A 16410-nucleotide genomic window follows, 5' to 3' on the forward strand; every position below is an offset into this window, starting at 1 on the left:
TACTGTAAAGATTAAATTAAAAAATCTCTAATAAACTATTTATTTCTATAGATTTTTTCTATAGTTAGAAGAAAAAGGGGCCAACTTATCATGAATCTCTTAAAATTAGAAATTGTAGTGCTTATTAAGAAATACAAAAAGCTTACTATTGTTGCAGAAAAACTTGGCGTTAAACAACCTACTATTACGTTTCATATAAAAAGCTTAGAAGAGGAACTTGGTGTGCCTTTATTTGAATTACGTTCCGGAAGGTATTTCTTAACAGCAGCTGGTGAAGCGTTGCATCATTATGCTTGTAAAATAGATGCACTTATGAAAGAAGCTAGGCGGGTCACACAAGAGTTTAAAGATTTTAATAAAGGCGCTATAACAATTGGTGCTAGTTATGTACCCGCGACTTATCTTTTACCAGAAGTTGTTCACCAATTTCAATGCGAATTTCCAAATATAAAAATAACACTCATAGTAAAAACAGCTCCTGAAATTCGAACGATGCTACAAAATCATGAAATTGATCTCGGGGTAATTTCTGCGGCACCGTTTGACGAACCACTTCTAAAACAAATGAATGTAATGCCTGATACACTTGTTCTTGCCTTTTCCAAAGAACATCATCTTTCTAAAAGAACAAATGTATCATTACAAGATATCGAAAAAGAACGTATATTATTGCATCGTAACCCATCTACAACGAGAGATTTACTTACACAATGGACGTTAGCACATAACATTACATTCCAATCAGAAATTGAACTAGATTCATTAGAAACGATGAAACAAATTTTAAAATATGGTAATGGGGTTGCCTTTATTTCAAAACTTGCTATTGAGCAAGAAGTACAACGAAATGAGCTATGCTATATACCGATCCCTGATTTTGAATTTCAGCGTAATATTTATACCATTCATCATGAGGACAGATGGAATTCTAAAATAATTTCTTTTTTACTACATAGCATTACTTCTTTTGCAGAAAAAAATTAAAAGGCTGTCGTTATACACGACAGCCTTTTAAACTATAACTCTATTTGTTTTTCTTATCCTCAATTTTTGCTTGTGCCTCTTCAGCCTTATCTAATGCTTCTGAAACTTTTTTCTCTTTTTCTTTTACATCATCTATACTATCAACAGCTTTAATTAATTTATCGATTCCTTCTTCATTTACCTTTTTTCGTTTCGCTACTCTTTCATTTACTTTCTCTTCCACATCTTTTGCTTTTTGAAGCATATTCTCTGCATTTGATGTCACAGCTTTTTCAAGTGCATCATCTTTTTTCTTTTGTAACACTTCATTTGCAATATCTTTCGTTTCTAAATACTTACCGTCTTTTAATGCTGTCGCACCGCGATCTAGTAACTGAGCGACTTCTTTATACGCCTTCGCTTCATTTCCTGATTTCTCTTTTTCCGCTTTTTCAAACCACATAATCGCATCACTATATTTTTCATTTTTCAATGATTGCATACCTGTTTCAATATACGTGTCATAATTACTACATCCAGTCATTACGACTAACAGAAAAAGCATTACAAAACTTAATTTTCTCATGATGTTTTCTCCTTTTCTTTGCCTGCTCACTTTACTGTAACATACATGAAAAGGAGTTTCAAAAACTAAAATACTAATATGGTCATTTTTATATTGTTAAAATTTTCTTTTAAACCGATACATCCACTTGTTTTTTCGCCATATGCTGCTTTACTCCAACTAATACAACTAACAATAATCCTCCACCTAATGTCATCATAACAATGCTAGTCGGTAACATATCTAATAATAATCCATATACAATCATTCCAAGCGGTGCGATTGCAGTAGAAATTGTTTCAAGTAGACCGAATACACGTCCTAAATAGTTTGGATCTGTCGTCTTTTGCATATGTACTTGCATCGGGATATTTACAACCATCATTGATATACCGGTTAAAATCATAAAAGTGATATAGTAAATAAAACTTGCTACTTTCGGAATGATAACTAACAACGGAAAGACTGTGCATAAACTCAAGCCCGCAAATAAAAACAGTCCAATATAAACAGAGCGAAACGGATTATTCACTTCTTTACGTACTGATAAAACAATTGCACCAATTAGCATCCCGACTGCTAACATTCCCTCTACAACACCGAGTTGCTTCGAGGATAAATGCAAATTTTTAATAATAATATATGGAAGCGAAACGAAAAGTGCACTCGCAAAAAAGTTTACCCCTACTGCAATTTTCATTAAACCATATATTTCATGCTGTCGTTTCACATATGAAAAACCTTCTTTTATACTCGTCAAGAAATGCTCTTTACTTTCGGCCAATTCTTTTTTATATAAATCAAATACGATGAATAATTGTACAATAACTGCTAAAAAGAATGTAATACTATTTAACAGGAAAAATGTTTTGATTGAAAAGAAACCAAATACAACTCCTCCAATAATCGGCGCTAAAATATTCGATAAAGATGATGCCGTCTGATTTAAAGCACTCGCTTTTTGAATACGCACCTCATCTACTAAATTAGGAATAGACGAAGTTAATGAAACAGAATAAAAACTTGCACAAATTGATAATAATGCCGCTGATACATAAATAAACAGAAGTGATGGTCCAAATATAGTAGCAAGAATAAACATGATAAGCATTGTTAAGCTACTTAATAAATCAGTGCCAATTACAAGCCATCTTCGGTTCACACGGTCAGCTACAGCACCTGCAATTGGGCCACAGATCATTCTTGGTATTGATCCGCAAATAAGAGTAGTTGCAAACCCCATTCCTGAACCAGTTGTCTTTAATACGTATAATCCCATTGCAAACGTATAAATACCCGCCCCTAACAAGGACGTCATTTTTCCAATCATCATTAAAATAATATTTCTCGTTGCAATCTTCATTTTCCAATCATTTTGACCTATACTTACATCCCCCATTATGACACTCTCCCTTTAAAAGTTAAATTGTGTTAAACTTATTATATATACAACTTTCCAATTTTTACAACGAAAAGTTTAATTATATTTAACTTTTTGATTATAAAGGAGCATATGATGGCTACTCTCGGCGAGAAAATTAAAACGTTACGAAAAGAAAAAAAGCTTACTCAAACTGAATTAGCAGGTTCAGAACTGACAAAAAGTATGTTAAGTCAAATTGAAAATGGAAAAGCTACACCTTCCATGAAAGCATTACAATATATCGCTAATAAACTTGGATGTGAAATGAGTTTTTTACTAGAAGAAGATGATAGAGAAATTGTAGAACTCATTCAAAAAATGGAGGAACTAATAAAGACAAATAAATGCGATGAAGTATATGATACTTTACTACCTATCGTTCAAAAAGAGCTACCTTCTACTTTAAATACGGCTCGTATATATAAACAGTTCATAACTGGAGCAGCTATTATGAACGATTATAATATTGAATATTACGTCGAAACCGCTATTTCTATATTTGAAAAATATACTTTATATCGAGAAAGCACTGAAACGAAACTACTGTTTTACTATATGCTCTTCAAACGTAAAAAATATAAAGAATGTTTACAGATGATTACCATTATTCGTGATGAATATAAAACGAAGAATTTAGAAATGGATCTTATTACACATATACAGTTATACTTAAAAGAAGCAATTATTTTACTCGCATATGGCAATTATGAAAAATGTGAAAGAGTCATCTTAGATGCACTTGCCTTTTCCAAAAAACATCAAGTGTATTATAAAACAGATGATTTTTATCGTATTTTATCTTATCAAAAAATCATTACGGCGGATAAAGAAAGATATTTATATTACATAAAAAAATCTGAGCAATTTGCCATTTTTACAGAAGATACTTTATCCGCTGCAAATATAGATATATTAAAAGCTTATTACTACAATACAATTACGAATGAATATACAATCGCATTAGAACATTTAGAACAATTTCGAGAAAAACTAAAAGATGAACCAATTTTTCAAGACGATGGATTGTATTATCTTGAAAAAGGAAAATATTTGTATGGTTTAAAACGTTACCAGGAAGCTTTAGAAGTATTAGAGCGTGCTATCATACCGGATTATATGAGTCATCCACTTGATCAATCGTGGTTATTAACAGCTGGATCTTATCGTGCTCTTTGCTATATAGAACTTCAAGATAAAAAATCTGCTCTGAAAGAAGCAAAAGAAGCAGTTCAAGCGATAGATGACTATCCTGATTCCATCTTCTCTTCATTTATTAAAGAAACATTACAAATAATACAAAAACTTTAAAAATGTCTCGAAATGGTATATTATTCCTCCTTTTTTGCAAAGATAATAATGATGGGAGGAATATAAATGAATATACAACGCGCAAAAGAGCTTTCCGAGTCATCTGAAGAAGCCAATGTCAGTTTCCAAGGCATGCCTGTTATGATTCAACACGTTGACGAAAGCAACGAAACCGCCCGCATATATGAAGTAACAAATCCAAAACGCGAATTAACAGTTCCAGTTAATAGCTTAGAGGAAATATAAAAAATGCCACTTCTTTTTTTTGAAGTGGCATTTTTCTTACTTTGTATCACTTAATTTGTATATTCCTTCTCACCCCTGTTTTTCAGCACCTGAACAAGAACAGAAGCTTCCTGCTTCTTTTCTTGTTATTACGTGCTACAATACAAACTATGAACTGAACATTCGTACCATATATGTTAAGGAGGAAAGATAATGGGAACTAATCCACAAAAAACTAGCCCTTATTATGCGGTTATATTCACTTCTAATCTATCAAATGATACAACAGACTATAGTACCGTTTCCGAAAAAATGGAGGAACTTGCGAAACAGCAACCTGGATTTCTAGGTGTAGAAAGTGCACGAGATCATTCGGGACTCGGAATCACAATTTCTTATTGGGAATCACTTGCGGCAATTGAAAATTGGAAACAGAACGCCTTACATAAAGAAGCGAAAAAAAGAGGCCGTGAGCAATGGTACGAAAACTTCCACCTGCGTATCTGCCTTGTTGAGAAAGAATATAAGTTTCATAGAGATACCTTGTAACTTATGAAGAAAAAATTGGCTCTCGTTGCTATTCATGAAATATACGGTGTGAACGATCATATGCATCGTGTTATTGACCACTTCAATACATCTCATATAGATGTATTCTGTCCTAACCTTTTACAACTACAAAATTCATTTCATTATAGTGATGAAGAAAAAGCATATCAATATTTTATGAATCATATTGGATTTGATTATGGGAAAGAACAAATTAATGAGGTAATTTCTACCCTTTCAAATGATTACACGCATATAGGACTTATCGGCTTTAGTGTTGGGGCTACCATCGCTTGGCTCTGTAGTAACAATCCAACAATAGATTTTATCATTGGATGTTACGGTTCCCGTATACGTGACTATGTTCACATTAAACCTACATGTGCTACATTACTTATTTTCCCTGAACAAGAAGCTAGTTTTTCAGTATCCTCTTTAATGAAAGCATTGCAGCAACAAAGGAATCCTCTATTAGAAATAAAACAACTACATGGCGAACATGGATTTTTAAATCCATCCGCAGTAACATATAACGAACAATCTACAACGCAAGTATACAAAATAATAGATTCGTTTCTTATGAAAACTATGTTGTAAAGAAGTTTCATATGCCACTAACATTATTATTGCTCATATTCATAATCATTCCCTTCATTTCAGCATTAGCTCTCATTTTTATGACAGTCAAAAAAGGAAATTTTTTAAACAGACCATACTTACAATCATTCATCGTATGTGCTCTATTTTTTACGAATTGGATATTATATTTAACGAATTTTTATTCATTGCTACCTGAGAAAGTTAATCGATTTATATTTCTACCTATTTGGTTTTTTCCTTTGCGTTTTAGGTTTAATCGTTTTCACACGCGAATGGAAAAACAATCGTGTTTTTTCCATATCTATCGGTTTTCTTTCTTTTATTAGTTTTCTATTTGGATTATTGTTGTTAGTTCTTTCGGGAATGTAAAAACAGAAGGAAGAAAAGCCAACATTCAACTTTTCTTCCTTCTATGTGTACCTTTAGATTTCACTGTCACTGATTCACAAGGTGTGTAATAAATTTGAGGTGTCGCCTTATCAACAAACATCATAAACGTAATAAAGCCGATAATAAAGAAAATAAACAACGTTAACAATATTGCTCCTATCGTTAAAAGTATCATAACACCACCCCTATACAATTTATGTTATTACATCTTTCGCTATAATATGAGCTGAATCCTTTTTAGAAAAAGAAACGTAACAAAATAATTACAATGACTCCTGTTAATACTGTTCCTAATAAACTACGAGTATATATCGCTACGAAAAATGTAGGAATTGCCGCAATGATATAATCCCACTGCACTGTCTCATGCATAAATAATACTTGTGCTAAAAGTGCTGCTAATATCGCAATTGGTATGTAATTTAACCATTTTAAACCCCAGTCTGGAATTTGTAGTTTACTAAATACGAGAAGAGGTAAAATACGTGGTACGAGTGTGACAGCTCCGGCTGCTAGTAAAAGGAATAATACGTCCAATCTTACTTCCATTTTTCAATCACCACCCCGATTGTCGCAGCTAACAGCGTTGCGATAATAACTGCTATACTATCTGGCATAAATAAGTGTGAAACGTATGCGATAATAATCGCTATAATTGCAACGCTTAGATGAATGGCTAGTTTCGGTTTACTACTTATTAGCTGAAGTACAAATAATCCGATAAACATCGCTGGTAACGCATAATCCATTCCGTACGTATGAGGATCTGGTATCCACTCTCCAAAAAGACCTCCGAGAACTGTAGCTAAAATCCAATTTAAATATGCTGTCACATTAAGTCCCAACATCCATTTCTCGCCTAAATAGCCTTTTTGTGCTGCTTGTTGCACTGCAACGCCGAAAGTTTCATCTGTAATTTGCGAACCAATTATTAAATTTTTAAAAAGAGGTATCTTGGTGAAGTAAGGTGCGAGTGCAGCACTCATTAATAAGTGACGTAAATTAACAAAGAACACAGTAAAAATAATTGCCGAGGCTGGGGCACCCGCTGCATACATACCCGCTAATATAAACTGAGCAGAACCTGCGTAAATTAATGTGGACATAAAAGCAATTTCTATGATCGAGAAACCTGCTGTTTTCGCAATAACACCAGCCGCTATACCGATGCTCAAATATCCAAATACAGTTGGTAAACAATCCTTTACACCTTGCTGAAATGAATCATCGCTCTGCAGTGTCATATGTGCTTGAGCTTTATTCACCATTATCTCCCTCCATTTCTTCCATAGTACGTTTTCCTGTTACGACATGAACTAAATCTATGTTTTCACGCCATAATGTATCTAATTTATCAGCTCCAAACTCCTTCGTAATCTCTTCCACCATAATGTCGTGCCGAACATATTCTGTAGCGACGAGAACTAAAGCTGGATCGTACGTTGTAACGGCCCATGAAGTGCTATCATTTGCAAAGTTAGCAATTAATACTTCTTCCCCATCACGCGCGATAACAGTTAAATGACCACCCATTCTCTTTTCAACGACGTGAGGTGTCATATAATTATGGTGAAATGTCGCTCCTATTTTTGTTTCTGGAGCACCAAATAAAATTGAAAAAATATGTACGCCTTCCGCTTCCTTTTGATGAATGAATGGCTCAATCTCGTGCACTTGATCTTCCCATACAGAAATCCATAACTCTTCTTTTGCTCTATTAATTATATTGCATATTTCTTTCAAAACACGATCATTTGAGCGAATATGCGAAATTACATCAATTTGTCGCTCTTGTTCTAAACAATTTAATTTTCGGTCTAAAAATTCAAAGGACTTTTCAAAATCTTTTCGCATTCGATCCATTAATTCCGTAGCTGGCACTGGTACATATTTCACTGGTTCAGAAGGAACGATATGCACCGCTCCTTTATCCATCAACTTGCCAAGTACTTCATAAATCATCGAACGAGGTACGCCTGTTTGTTTACTCACTTCAAAACCTGTTACTGGATAATGTTTTAATAGTCCAATATACGCTTTACATTCGTACTGGGAAAAACCTAACTTTTGTAACTCCTTTATTATTTCATCCATCGGTAACCCCTCACAATTTATATAGCTCTAATTTCAAAACGACGATTTCACTTTCCATTAGTAGTTATTGTTATACCTACTAATATAAAAAAGAAGCCTCTACAAGTCAACTGACAATTCTGAATTTTTATTCGAAATAAAAAGCCTTCTTTTGAAAGGCTTTTTATGCATAATGAATTATTTCAACTGTAGAGCATTTGATATATTACCCTCCTAATGTTCACGTAAGGTTGAACCTGTATACTCTTCTCGAAATACACCTGCTCTCACGAATAAAGGAATGACTTCACTAAAGAATAAATCCAATGATTTTGGAGGTCCCCCTGGAATTGCAATAAATCCATCTAGTGCCCCTGCCTCAAATCTTTCCATAATTTGCTTACAAACATCTTGTGGTGTGCCTATAGCGACCCAATGAGCAGAACCAACAACTTCTGGTCGTTCTAGTATTTGCTCAACAGTTGGTTCATTTTTTATGATGAAATTCCGTAATAATTCCGCATGTGTTTTACTACGTACAGTTTGATCTCTACTTGGTAGCATATGTTCAGTAACCTTACTTTCTAATGGCATCCCTCTAATATCTAATCCGAGAACCATTTCGAGTAAAGCGTACCTCTTCTCTTTTGTAAGATGTTGGTGAGCTTGCCTGTGCATTTCTAGTGCTTCTTCATATGAATCACCAATAAAGAAATATAAACCAGGCAATACACGTATATCATCTTGCTTTCGGATAACGCGTTAAATAATAACTTTATCGATATTGATAATCATCATCATTTTATGGTATTACTGAAATAAAAGCAAGCATAAAAAAGACTCCCACTAAAAGGAGTCCTCTATCTCAATATTTCATTCGCTTCTTTTTCATAAATTTTATCAAACGAAGTCATGATGCGCTGCGATGCTTGAATCATTTTTTGATTCGTCATAAGGTCAGCCATTTCTTTCGTCATATCCACATTTGAATTTTCTAGCATATGATTACGTACTGCCCCTGTTCCATTCGGTAAATCAGCAACGTTTCCTTCTGCCAGTGTCAAACTTTTATTTTCACGTCGTACGAGGCGAGCGTTCGTTTCTACGTCTACTGTTTTCGTTTGCAGACGGGCAATATTATTTTGTGTTACTTCATCGTATAATGTACCGTCTGCTTGTACAGCTACCTTTGCTCCTTCTGGAATACGAATACGTTCATTATTCTCACCCATTACGAAAGCACCAGATGCTGTTTGTAAATAACGATCACTATTTAATGTAAAGCTACCGTCTCTCGTTAAAAATGTTTCATCATTTTTAGATGTAACGAAAAATGATGATGTGCCAGCCGCACCGTCGTCTAAAAAGAAATCTGTAGCACTATTTGTCATTTGTACATTTCCTTGTACTAAGTTCACATGCGTCGCAGCTGGTACGACAGCGTAATCGACCGAGCCGATATTTGTCGCCGATCCGTCTCCGCGGCGATATGTGTCTTGCACATCAAATACTTTAGACGTCATGTTTTCTGCTTTAAATCCTGTCGTTTGGGCATTTGCGACGTTATTCGAATGAACATTAATATGCTGCATGTAATTCATCATACCCATAGAACCTATATAAAGACCGTTCATACTCGTTTGAATAAGGCAAGTGCCTTATTCTTCACCTCTTTTCTTACGATGTTTGTAACATTTGCTTTGCTAAATGTTCAGCTGTAGCGATATGTATATGTTGCTTCACGTCTTGTCCATCTGTCATTAATACAATTGGAGCTGATGATACAGCTGGAATTTTCAACAATTCACCACTGCTCGCTGTTTCATCAAATTTCGTAAACACGATACCATCTATATGAATATCTTTAAAGTTCGTAATAATCTCAATCATGTCTTTACTTTTCATGGAAGCTGATAACGTTAAACAAATATAGTCTGGCTCTACTTGTCCCATCGTCTCAATCATCTCTTCAACTGTCTCTGACGTACGATAATTTTTACCGGCTGTATCTATTAATATATAATCGACGCGCGCTTCTTCTTTAAAATAACTGAGTGCCCTTGTCATAGCTGCTTCATCTCGCACAGCGATTACTTCTGCCCCAATTGTTTTTACGTAATCTTGTAATTGCTGCACTGTTCCAATGCGAGAGTGGTCCGTCGTAATAAAACCAACTGTTTTTCTCTTAGCATGAAACTGCCATGCCATTTTCGCAAGTGTCGTAGTTTTTCCAACACCAGTTGGACCTATTAATGCAATCGTTTGTACTTCTTTTTCAAATACGTTTTCAGTATTGAAATGAGATCTCATATCTTCCAATATGTATCCGATGACTTCCTCTTCTGTAATCATCGTTGCATTCTCAAACTTCACTTTTAATTTTTCAGCATATGCATGAATGAAATATTGTTCCACATCGTTTTGTTCTAACATCCGAATTACTTTTTGAATAATAAATGGCACAGATTCCTGCTTTTCTTTTTTAACAACTACTTCTTCTTTCTTTACAGGAACAGCTTGTTTCACAATAGGCTGTTTTTTCGTTACTTTCGTCGCCTCCGTATGTTTCACAACGACAATCCCTTTTTCAAACAGTTGTAATAGTTTCTCTTTTTTTCTTGCCCATTCTTCACTATTTCCTGTTTGCATCGCTGCGTACGGCATAGAAGTCGTTACGTTTTCTAAATTGTGCAGTACCGATTGAATTCCATTTGCCTTCACAACTTCTTCTGAAGGTTCATTTACAACATCCATTAATTGGGCATGAAACTGAGCTATGCCTTCATTACTTTCTTCCTGTTTATTCTCAGGAAAAGCGACTAACATTTCATAATTCTTTTTCCAAAAAAACGGGATGTTTCGTTTTACACTTTCATCGACAACGTAGTAATAATCTGTACCATATTGGTCAAATAACTTTCGATACAATTCATTTTTCGAAGCTGCTTTTATTCGCATTAACGCTTCTTTTTTTTCTGTACTTTCCATTACTTCACCCCCTACTATTCAATATAAGCAATTTGATCTACAACAATTTCTGGTGCTAATTCACTAATACATAATACTTTAGCTTCTATTTGATAACGTTCAAGAAGTCTCACAATCGCAAACCTGAAATCTTTTCTGCGTGTTAATAATACTGGCTCTCTTCCCATTAAACGAGCTTGTTTGAAAACGCGCTGTACTTGCTCTACTACTCGCGTTTCTAAATCTAAATCCCAGTTTAATAAATAACCTTGGTATGAATTATTAACAACATCCGCATCTAACTCAAGCGAGTCAGCGAAGAGTGCCGCATAAATTTTTCCATCAGGATTTTTCGCACTCTCACAAATAACTTTTGAAATACATTCACGAACAAATGCAGTGACACCATCAACATGGTTTTGATAAATTTCTTTCCCGTCAATAATACCTTCAATAATTGTTGGTAAATCACGAATTGAAATTCCTTCTTTCAGAAGTTGTTTAATAACATTTTGCACGAGTGATAAATCGATTTCTTTCTTCTTAATTTCTTCTAATAAAACGCCATTATCAGTTTCAAGCGAGTTAATCAAGTCTTTCACATGTTGACGCTGAATTAACTCATGAAGATTACGTCTAACGACAACATCTAAATGCGTAATTAAAATGCTAAGCGGCTCTAACACTTGATAGCCCTTCATTTGTGCATCTTGTACCATATGCTCCAAAATCCAATATCCATCTTCACCGAAAATTGGATCTTTCGCTGGTTCTGCATCTAAATCCGCCATTACGTTCGGTGTTTTCAGTGCTAGTAAATAACCTGATTTTAAAACACCTTCAGCAGCTTTCGCATCTTTAATACGAATAATGTAACGTCCGCGCGGTCTAAAACTCGTATTATCTTTAAAGTTAATTCCAGGAACGTTAATACCGAGGTCGGTAATAATCGACTTCCTCATAAGAACAACTTTATCACGCGCTGTTTCCCCGTTTATCTTCTGCTTTACAAGTGCCGCTAAATCTAAACCAAGCTCTACAATAATTGGATATTTATCTGTAAAGACTCCGAATGAATCTTCCACTTGTTGCAATTGCTCTTCATCGCCTTGAATCATTTCTAATTCTTTTTGAAGCTCGTCTTCTTTTTCTTTCTTTATTCGCTTTTTATTACGAACTCCTAAGAAAACAATCGTGCCTCCAACGAGAGCAAAGGGTAGAAATGGTAACGGTGTAAAAACACCCATTGCGATAAATAAACCACCGAGTGCATATACAACAACTTCATGCGCTAATAACTCTTTAAAGATTCCTTCAGTTACTGTATCAGATGAACCGTCAAATACTCGCGTTACGATAATACCTGTTGAAATCGCAAGCATTAACGAACCGATTTGGTTTACAATTCCGTCACCGACAGTTAACTGTGTATAGTGAATAGCCGCATCTGCAAAGCTCATTCCTTGCTGCATCATACCGACAATTAAACCGAAAATAATGTTTACGAATAAAATGACAATCCCGAAAATAACGTCCCCTTTAATGAACTTTCCGGCACCATCCATCGCTCCGTAAAACTCTGTTTCCATATTTAATTTTTTTCGTTTTGCCTGTGCATCTTTTTCTGTAATAAGACGCTGATTCAAGTCAGCATCGATAGACATTTGTTTCCCTGGTAAAGAATCAAGTGTAAAACGAGCTGCTACTTCAGCTGTACGAGACGCACCGTTTGCAACGATAAACTGGAATATGATTAAAACTATAAAAATAACGATACCAATTAATAAGTTCCCGCCAATTACGAACTGACCGAACTCTTCAATAACATGACCCGCATTTCCGTCTGTTAAAATCGCTCGCGTCGTCGAAACGTTAATCGATACGCGGAAAATCCCGATTAATAACAACATCGTCGGAAATGACTTTAATTCATCCCACTCGTTAATACTTGTAGCTCGCATATAAATAAGCACTGACATACTTAGTAGAAAAACGATAACGATATCAAGTATAAATGGTGGAAGTGGAATTAAGAGCGCCACAACGAATGACGCTGCTAAAAAGATAGAAAAATAGGTTCTTGCAGAATCCATCTTAAACAAAGAGATCCCCTCCAAACGCGCTATTATACTTCAAGTTCTTTCGTTTGAATTAAATAGCGCATAACTTCAATTACAGCTACATATAAATCTTCTGGAATCGTCTCATCTTCCTCGACTTGATAATATAAAGAACGAGCGAGCGGACGGTTCTCTACCATTGGTATTTCTTGTTCACGGGCAAGCGTTCGTATATATAATGCGAGCTCATCTTCCCCTTTTGCAACGACAATAGGCGCTGCATCAACTTGTTTATTGTAACGAAGCACAACTGAAATGTGCGTCGGGTTGTTCACAATAAACGTTGCGCCATCCATCTTCTTCGCAATTGTCCCTTGCAAGATAGCATGCATAAAGTTTTTTCGTTTCCCCTTTACTTGCGGGTCCCCTTCATTATCTTTATGCTCTTGTTTCACTTCTTCTTTTTTCATTTTAATATCTTGTTCGTACTCCCATTTTTGATAAATGAAATCAATAATAGAAAGAACGATTAAAATAATTAAAATAGCTAGAAAGATAAATTTAATTTGGCTAATAATTTCAGTAAGTGACGCTGTCCAATTAAATCCAATCATACTAACGATTTTCTCTAAATTCTTTTTAAAGAGAACGTACGAAACGTAACCGATTAATCCCATATAAAATAGTGATTTCAAAATATCTACTAAACTTTTACGACTAAACAATCTCGTAAAATAGTTTTTCGGATTAATACGTGATGCTTTCGGCTTAAGTACTTTAGAAGAAAATAAGAAACCAACTTGAATCATATAATTGAACAAATGAAAAGCATATACGAGTATTAATATAGGAGCCGATACTTTCAGAAGTAATATACCCATTAAATAAAAATACTCGGTCGAATCTGTATTTTTTCCAATTTGATCAAACAGTACCGCTACGGAATGTGCAATCTCATAGCCGAGCCAATCTCCGAAAAAGTAAACGACAACTGCTAATACAAGAATGGAAAATAAATTATTTAAATCTTTACTCCGGGCGATATTCCCTTCTTCACGCGATTTTTTACGCTTCTGCGGGGTGGCCTTTTCTGTTTTATTATCCTTTGCCATGCGCGTCCCCCTACTTCGTTAAGAAAAAGTTAAATAGTTTCGTATACTCTTCCAGTAATACGTCTGTCATATTTTTAAACACATAACCGAGCATCGGTACACTCATCGCAATAAACAAAATACCACACGTTATTTTAATTACGTACGCATTCATAAAAACGTTTAATTGCGGTGCATTTTTTGCGATTAAAATAAGGACGAAATTAATAATGAATATACTGCCCATAAGTGGCAAAGCAATTTCAACCGCTGATGTGATTGCAAATAATAACGTTGCAAGTAGACTATCTAAAAAACTAGTCGTCAACAATTTTGAAATCGCCTCTGTATATTGAAACGACTTTAAAATCGTGGCAACGAAATAGTTAATGCCGCCCAGTGAAATAAAAATAATAAGAAAAAATATATCAAAAATTGTTGATAGCAAAGTGGACTGTGACCCTGCATTTACATCAAATAAACTCGCCTGTGATAAACCGATATCAAAGTCTAAAATATGCCCTGCCATTTTCGGAATGTTCCACAGCATCTCTACAATTTTTGAAAGTGATAATCCAATTACAATTTGCGTTCCTGCATAAGCTGCTACATCCCAAACTGTCTTTATGTGAGAGACATCCACTTGATCTGCCACTGTAATCGAAAGAGCGAGTCCAAATGTAACCTTTGCCATCGCCGGAATTGATCGGCCTGAGAAAAACGGTAGAAAATATAAAAATGAAGTAATGCGACAAAACGCAAAAAACGTCGCCGCCCATAATTCCATATTCATTTCAGTTCACCTATCTTAGTACGAACGCAATAGCGATGGGATTTTATCAAATAAATCTAAAATAAGCATCGTTAACTCTTGAAACATCCACGGACCTAAAATGATAATAACGAGCACAATACTCGCCATTTTCGGTAAAAACGTCAGCGTTTGCTCTTGAATTTGCATCATCGCCATAATAACCGCGATAATAATAACGACAATCATACTTACAACGGCAATCGGCATTAAAATCATAACCCCTTTATAAAAAAAGGTTTGGAAAATATCTATAATTGGTGACGTATTCATTTATATGACTCCTATCACATAGCATCAAACGCTTCAGGCGACCGTCTTAAACATAATATCGACGATTTTTGTATATCCACCTAAATATACGAAAACGAGTATTTTAAATGGTAAACTTAAAATCATCGGCGGTACCATCATCATCCCAAGGTACATTAAAAGTGTACTAATAATTAAATCAATAAAGACAAACGCTAAATAAATGAACATCCCTGTAAGTAAACCTTTTTGAATTTGCGTTAACGTAAAGGATGGCACAAGCGTAAACAGTGAAAGATCCTTTAAATCTTTCGGCAACTCTTCTCCACGCACTTTCAGCATCATTTTCAAATCATGCTTATACGTATGCTTCGACATATAATCTTTCATAATCGGAGCTGTCGTCTCCGCAGCTTGACTTACTGTTATTTTTTCTTTCGTCATCGGGTCCCACACATCACTCTTTAATTGACCAAGCACTGGCTGCATTGTAAACAGCGATAAAAATAATGCGAGTCCAACAAGCACTTGGTTCGGTGGTAAATTCATAACCCCAAGCCCTTGACGAGTAATCCCAAGAACAATCATAAAATAAGTAAAATGCGTAAATAAAAGAACGATAGAAGAAGATAATGATAGAAGGGTAACGAGCGCGAATAGTTGTATACTTGAATTACTCGTAAACTCTTTTCCATTTTCGAAATTAATAAAGCCGTTCGGGGCTGCATACGCTGGATTTACAAAAACAAATGAAAAAATAATAGAAAATGCGAAAATAACGGCAAATAACGATAACTGTTTCTTTATTCTCATGATGGATCCTCTACTTTTTTCGTTTCACTCTTCACCGCGTCTTCTAACGCTTGTTGAAACTGATTTCCTGTTCCTGTTAACTGCACAGATTGTACACCGTTATTACTAATAACAGTGAACACTTGCTTTCCGTCCACTTCAAATAAAAAGGCACTCGTTTGATGATTTAAATAAACACCGTCTTTCACTTGAATGTGTCCATTTTCACCTTGCTTAAAAAACTGCTGTTTGCGCGTCTTTTTCGTCATATAATATGCACCATAGCCGAGCGCACCAAACAGTAAAACGACTTGAAATAAGGTCGTCATATACGACATATG

The 16410-nt window shown here is 35.0% G+C and carries 19 protein-coding genes and 2 pseudogenes; 6 read left to right on the top strand and 15 right to left on the bottom strand.

Going from position 1 to position 16410, the window contains the following annotated elements; all coding sequences use genetic code 11:
* The first annotated feature begins 90 nt into the window (after window positions 1-90).
* Window positions 91-984: a LysR family transcriptional regulator gene (locus B5P42_RS26350; RefSeq protein WP_113735584.1), complete on the top strand. Its 894-nt coding sequence runs from the start codon at window positions 91-93 to the stop codon at window positions 982-984.
* Between the two features lie 40 nt (window positions 985-1024).
* Here B5P42_RS26350 and B5P42_RS26355 read toward each other — a convergent pair whose 3' ends face one another.
* Both B5P42_RS26355 and B5P42_RS26360 read right to left on the bottom strand, forming a co-directional pair.
* Window positions 1025-1549, bottom strand: a complete 525-nt coding sequence (locus tag B5P42_RS26355; protein ID WP_002086429.1) for an outer membrane protein assembly factor BamD — start codon at window positions 1547-1549, stop codon at window positions 1025-1027.
* 109 nt (window positions 1550-1658) lie between these two features.
* Entirely contained in the window at window positions 1659-2927 is a 1269-nt protein-coding gene (locus tag B5P42_RS26360; protein ID WP_113735585.1) for an MFS transporter, read from the bottom strand.
* Window positions 2928-3044: 117 nt separating this feature from the next.
* On the opposite strand from B5P42_RS26360, the gene B5P42_RS26365 reads away from it, so the two are divergent.
* The 5 genes and pseudogenes from B5P42_RS26365 to B5P42_RS26385 all read left to right on the top strand — a co-directional run bounded on the left by B5P42_RS26365 (window position 3045) and on the right by B5P42_RS26385 (window position 6002).
* Entirely contained in the window at window positions 3045-4259 is a 1215-nt protein-coding gene (locus B5P42_RS26365) for a helix-turn-helix domain-containing protein (RefSeq protein WP_113735586.1), read from the top strand.
* A gap of 66 nt (window positions 4260-4325) precedes the next feature.
* Window positions 4326-4505, top strand: coding sequence for an H-type small acid-soluble spore protein (locus B5P42_RS26370; protein ID WP_001025736.1), 180 nt, complete (start codon window positions 4326-4328; stop codon window positions 4503-4505).
* Window positions 4506-4697: 192 nt separating this feature from the next.
* Complete coding sequence (locus tag B5P42_RS26375) at window positions 4698-5033, top strand: antibiotic biosynthesis monooxygenase family protein (protein ID WP_113735587.1); 336 nt, start codon at window positions 4698-4700, stop codon at window positions 5031-5033.
* 3 nt (window positions 5034-5036) lie between these two features.
* A complete protein-coding gene (locus B5P42_RS26380) occupies window positions 5037-5630 on the top strand; it encodes a dienelactone hydrolase family protein (protein ID WP_107887758.1) in 594 nt (197 codons plus the stop codon).
* An 11-nt stretch (window positions 5631-5641) separates the two neighbouring features.
* Window positions 5642-6002: pseudogene (locus tag B5P42_RS26385) on the top strand (hypothetical protein).
* Between the two features lie 25 nt (window positions 6003-6027).
* On the opposite strand, the gene B5P42_RS26390 reads toward B5P42_RS26385, so the two are convergent.
* The 13 genes and pseudogenes from B5P42_RS26390 to B5P42_RS26450 all read right to left on the bottom strand — a co-directional run bounded on the left by B5P42_RS26390 (window position 6028) and on the right by B5P42_RS26450 (window position 16407).
* Complete coding sequence (locus B5P42_RS26390; RefSeq protein ID WP_113735588.1) at window positions 6028-6198, bottom strand: DUF3951 domain-containing protein; 171 nt, start codon at window positions 6196-6198, stop codon at window positions 6028-6030.
* Between the two features lie 62 nt (window positions 6199-6260).
* Window positions 6261-6572: an AzlD domain-containing protein gene (locus B5P42_RS26395; RefSeq protein WP_113735589.1), complete on the bottom strand. Its 312-nt coding sequence runs from the start codon at window positions 6570-6572 to the stop codon at window positions 6261-6263.
* Window positions 6563-7291 carry an AzlC family ABC transporter permease gene (locus B5P42_RS26400; protein WP_113735590.1) on the bottom strand — a complete coding sequence of 243 codons (729 nt, stop codon included), beginning with the start codon at window positions 7289-7291 and terminating at the stop codon, window positions 6563-6565. Before B5P42_RS26400 ends, B5P42_RS26395 begins: the two co-directional genes overlap by 10 nt.
* The gene (locus B5P42_RS26405) at window positions 7281-8117 is read right to left on the bottom strand and encodes a TrmB family transcriptional regulator (RefSeq protein ID WP_113735591.1); all 837 of its coding nucleotides are present in this window, start codon (window positions 8115-8117) and stop codon (window positions 7281-7283) included. The genes B5P42_RS26400 and B5P42_RS26405 overlap by 11 nt, the downstream gene beginning before the upstream one ends.
* 213 nt (window positions 8118-8330) lie before the next feature.
* Window positions 8331-8849, bottom strand: a pseudogene (locus B5P42_RS26410) (LLM class oxidoreductase); the annotation flags it as partial.
* A 107-nt stretch (window positions 8850-8956) separates the two neighbouring features.
* Entirely contained in the window at window positions 8957-9730 is a 774-nt protein-coding gene (locus tag B5P42_RS26415) for a flagellar basal-body rod protein FlgG (RefSeq protein ID WP_113735592.1), read from the bottom strand.
* A gap of 43 nt (window positions 9731-9773) precedes the next feature.
* Complete coding sequence (flhF, locus tag B5P42_RS26420; protein WP_113735593.1) at window positions 9774-11084, bottom strand: flagellar biosynthesis GTPase FlhF; 1311 nt, start codon at window positions 11082-11084, stop codon at window positions 9774-9776.
* 14 nt (window positions 11085-11098) lie between these two features.
* Window positions 11099-13165 carry a flagellar biosynthesis protein FlhA gene (flhA, locus tag B5P42_RS26425; RefSeq protein WP_113735594.1) on the bottom strand — a complete coding sequence of 689 codons (2067 nt, stop codon included), beginning with the start codon at window positions 13163-13165 and terminating at the stop codon, window positions 11099-11101.
* Window positions 13166-13188: 23 nt separating this feature from the next.
* Entirely contained in the window at window positions 13189-14235 is a 1047-nt protein-coding gene (gene flhB / locus B5P42_RS26430; RefSeq protein ID WP_002126637.1) for a flagellar type III secretion system protein FlhB, read from the bottom strand.
* Between the two features lie 10 nt (window positions 14236-14245).
* Complete coding sequence (locus B5P42_RS26435) at window positions 14246-15007, bottom strand: flagellar biosynthetic protein FliR (protein WP_113735595.1); 762 nt, start codon at window positions 15005-15007, stop codon at window positions 14246-14248.
* A gap of 15 nt (window positions 15008-15022) precedes the next feature.
* A complete protein-coding gene (locus B5P42_RS26440) occupies window positions 15023-15298 on the bottom strand; it encodes a flagellar biosynthetic protein FliQ (protein ID WP_002011993.1) in 276 nt (91 codons plus the stop codon).
* Between the two features lie 33 nt (window positions 15299-15331).
* Window positions 15332-16090 (bottom strand): flagellar type III secretion system pore protein FliP, encoded by a 759-nt coding sequence (locus tag B5P42_RS26445; protein WP_113735596.1) that lies wholly within the window; start codon window positions 16088-16090, stop codon window positions 15332-15334.
* Window positions 16087-16407, bottom strand: coding sequence for a hypothetical protein (locus B5P42_RS26450; protein ID WP_000121176.1), 321 nt, complete (start codon window positions 16405-16407; stop codon window positions 16087-16089). The genes B5P42_RS26445 and B5P42_RS26450 overlap by 4 nt, the downstream gene beginning before the upstream one ends.
* Window positions 16408-16410 lie beyond the last annotated feature (3 nt).

The sequence above is a fragment of the Bacillus sp. SRB_331 genome, from assembly GCF_003264175.1.
GTDB lineage: Bacteria > Bacillota > Bacilli > Bacillales > Bacillaceae_G > Bacillus_A > Bacillus_A mycoides.

What these genes read in the sequence shown, in the direction of transcription:
- B5P42_RS26350 (WP_113735584.1), top strand. Translation starts at nt 91, where the DNA reads ATGAATCTCTTAAAATTAGAAATTGTAGTGCTTATTAAGAAATACAAA.
- B5P42_RS26355 (WP_002086429.1), bottom strand. Translation starts at nt 1,549, where the DNA reads ATGAGAAAATTAAGTTTTGTAATGCTTTTTCTGTTAGTCGTAATGACT.
- B5P42_RS26360 (WP_113735585.1), bottom strand. Translation starts at nt 2,927, where the DNA reads ATGGGGGATGTAAGTATAGGTCAAAATGATTGGAAAATGAAGATTGCA.
- B5P42_RS26365 (WP_113735586.1), top strand. Translation starts at nt 3,045, where the DNA reads ATGGCTACTCTCGGCGAGAAAATTAAAACGTTACGAAAAGAAAAAAAG.
- B5P42_RS26370 (WP_001025736.1), top strand. Translation starts at nt 4,326, where the DNA reads ATGAATATACAACGCGCAAAAGAGCTTTCCGAGTCATCTGAAGAAGCC.
- B5P42_RS26375 (WP_113735587.1), top strand. Translation starts at nt 4,698, where the DNA reads ATGGGAACTAATCCACAAAAAACTAGCCCTTATTATGCGGTTATATTC.
- B5P42_RS26380 (WP_107887758.1), top strand. Translation starts at nt 5,037, where the DNA reads ATGAAGAAAAAATTGGCTCTCGTTGCTATTCATGAAATATACGGTGTG.
- B5P42_RS26390 (WP_113735588.1), bottom strand. Translation starts at nt 6,198, where the DNA reads ATGATACTTTTAACGATAGGAGCAATATTGTTAACGTTGTTTATTTTC.
- B5P42_RS26395 (WP_113735589.1), bottom strand. Translation starts at nt 6,572, where the DNA reads ATGGAAGTAAGATTGGACGTATTATTCCTTTTACTAGCAGCCGGAGCT.
- B5P42_RS26400 (WP_113735590.1), bottom strand. Translation starts at nt 7,291, where the DNA reads ATGGTGAATAAAGCTCAAGCACATATGACACTGCAGAGCGATGATTCA.
- B5P42_RS26405 (WP_113735591.1), bottom strand. Translation starts at nt 8,117, where the DNA reads ATGGATGAAATAATAAAGGAGTTACAAAAGTTAGGTTTTTCCCAGTAC.
- B5P42_RS26415 (WP_113735592.1), bottom strand. Translation starts at nt 9,730, where the DNA reads ATGAACGGTCTTTATATAGGTTCTATGGGTATGATGAATTACATGCAG.
- flhF (WP_113735593.1), bottom strand. Translation starts at nt 11,084, where the DNA reads ATGGAAAGTACAGAAAAAAAAGAAGCGTTAATGCGAATAAAAGCAGCT.
- flhB (WP_002126637.1), bottom strand. Translation starts at nt 14,235, where the DNA reads ATGGCAAAGGATAATAAAACAGAAAAGGCCACCCCGCAGAAGCGTAAA.
- B5P42_RS26435 (WP_113735595.1), bottom strand. Translation starts at nt 15,007, where the DNA reads ATGAATATGGAATTATGGGCGGCGACGTTTTTTGCGTTTTGTCGCATT.
- B5P42_RS26440 (WP_002011993.1), bottom strand. Translation starts at nt 15,298, where the DNA reads ATGAATACGTCACCAATTATAGATATTTTCCAAACCTTTTTTTATAAA.
- B5P42_RS26445 (WP_113735596.1), bottom strand. Translation starts at nt 16,090, where the DNA reads ATGAGAATAAAGAAACAGTTATCGTTATTTGCCGTTATTTTCGCATTT.
- B5P42_RS26450 (WP_000121176.1), bottom strand. Translation starts at nt 16,407, where the DNA reads ATGTCGTATATGACGACCTTATTTCAAGTCGTTTTACTGTTTGGTGCG.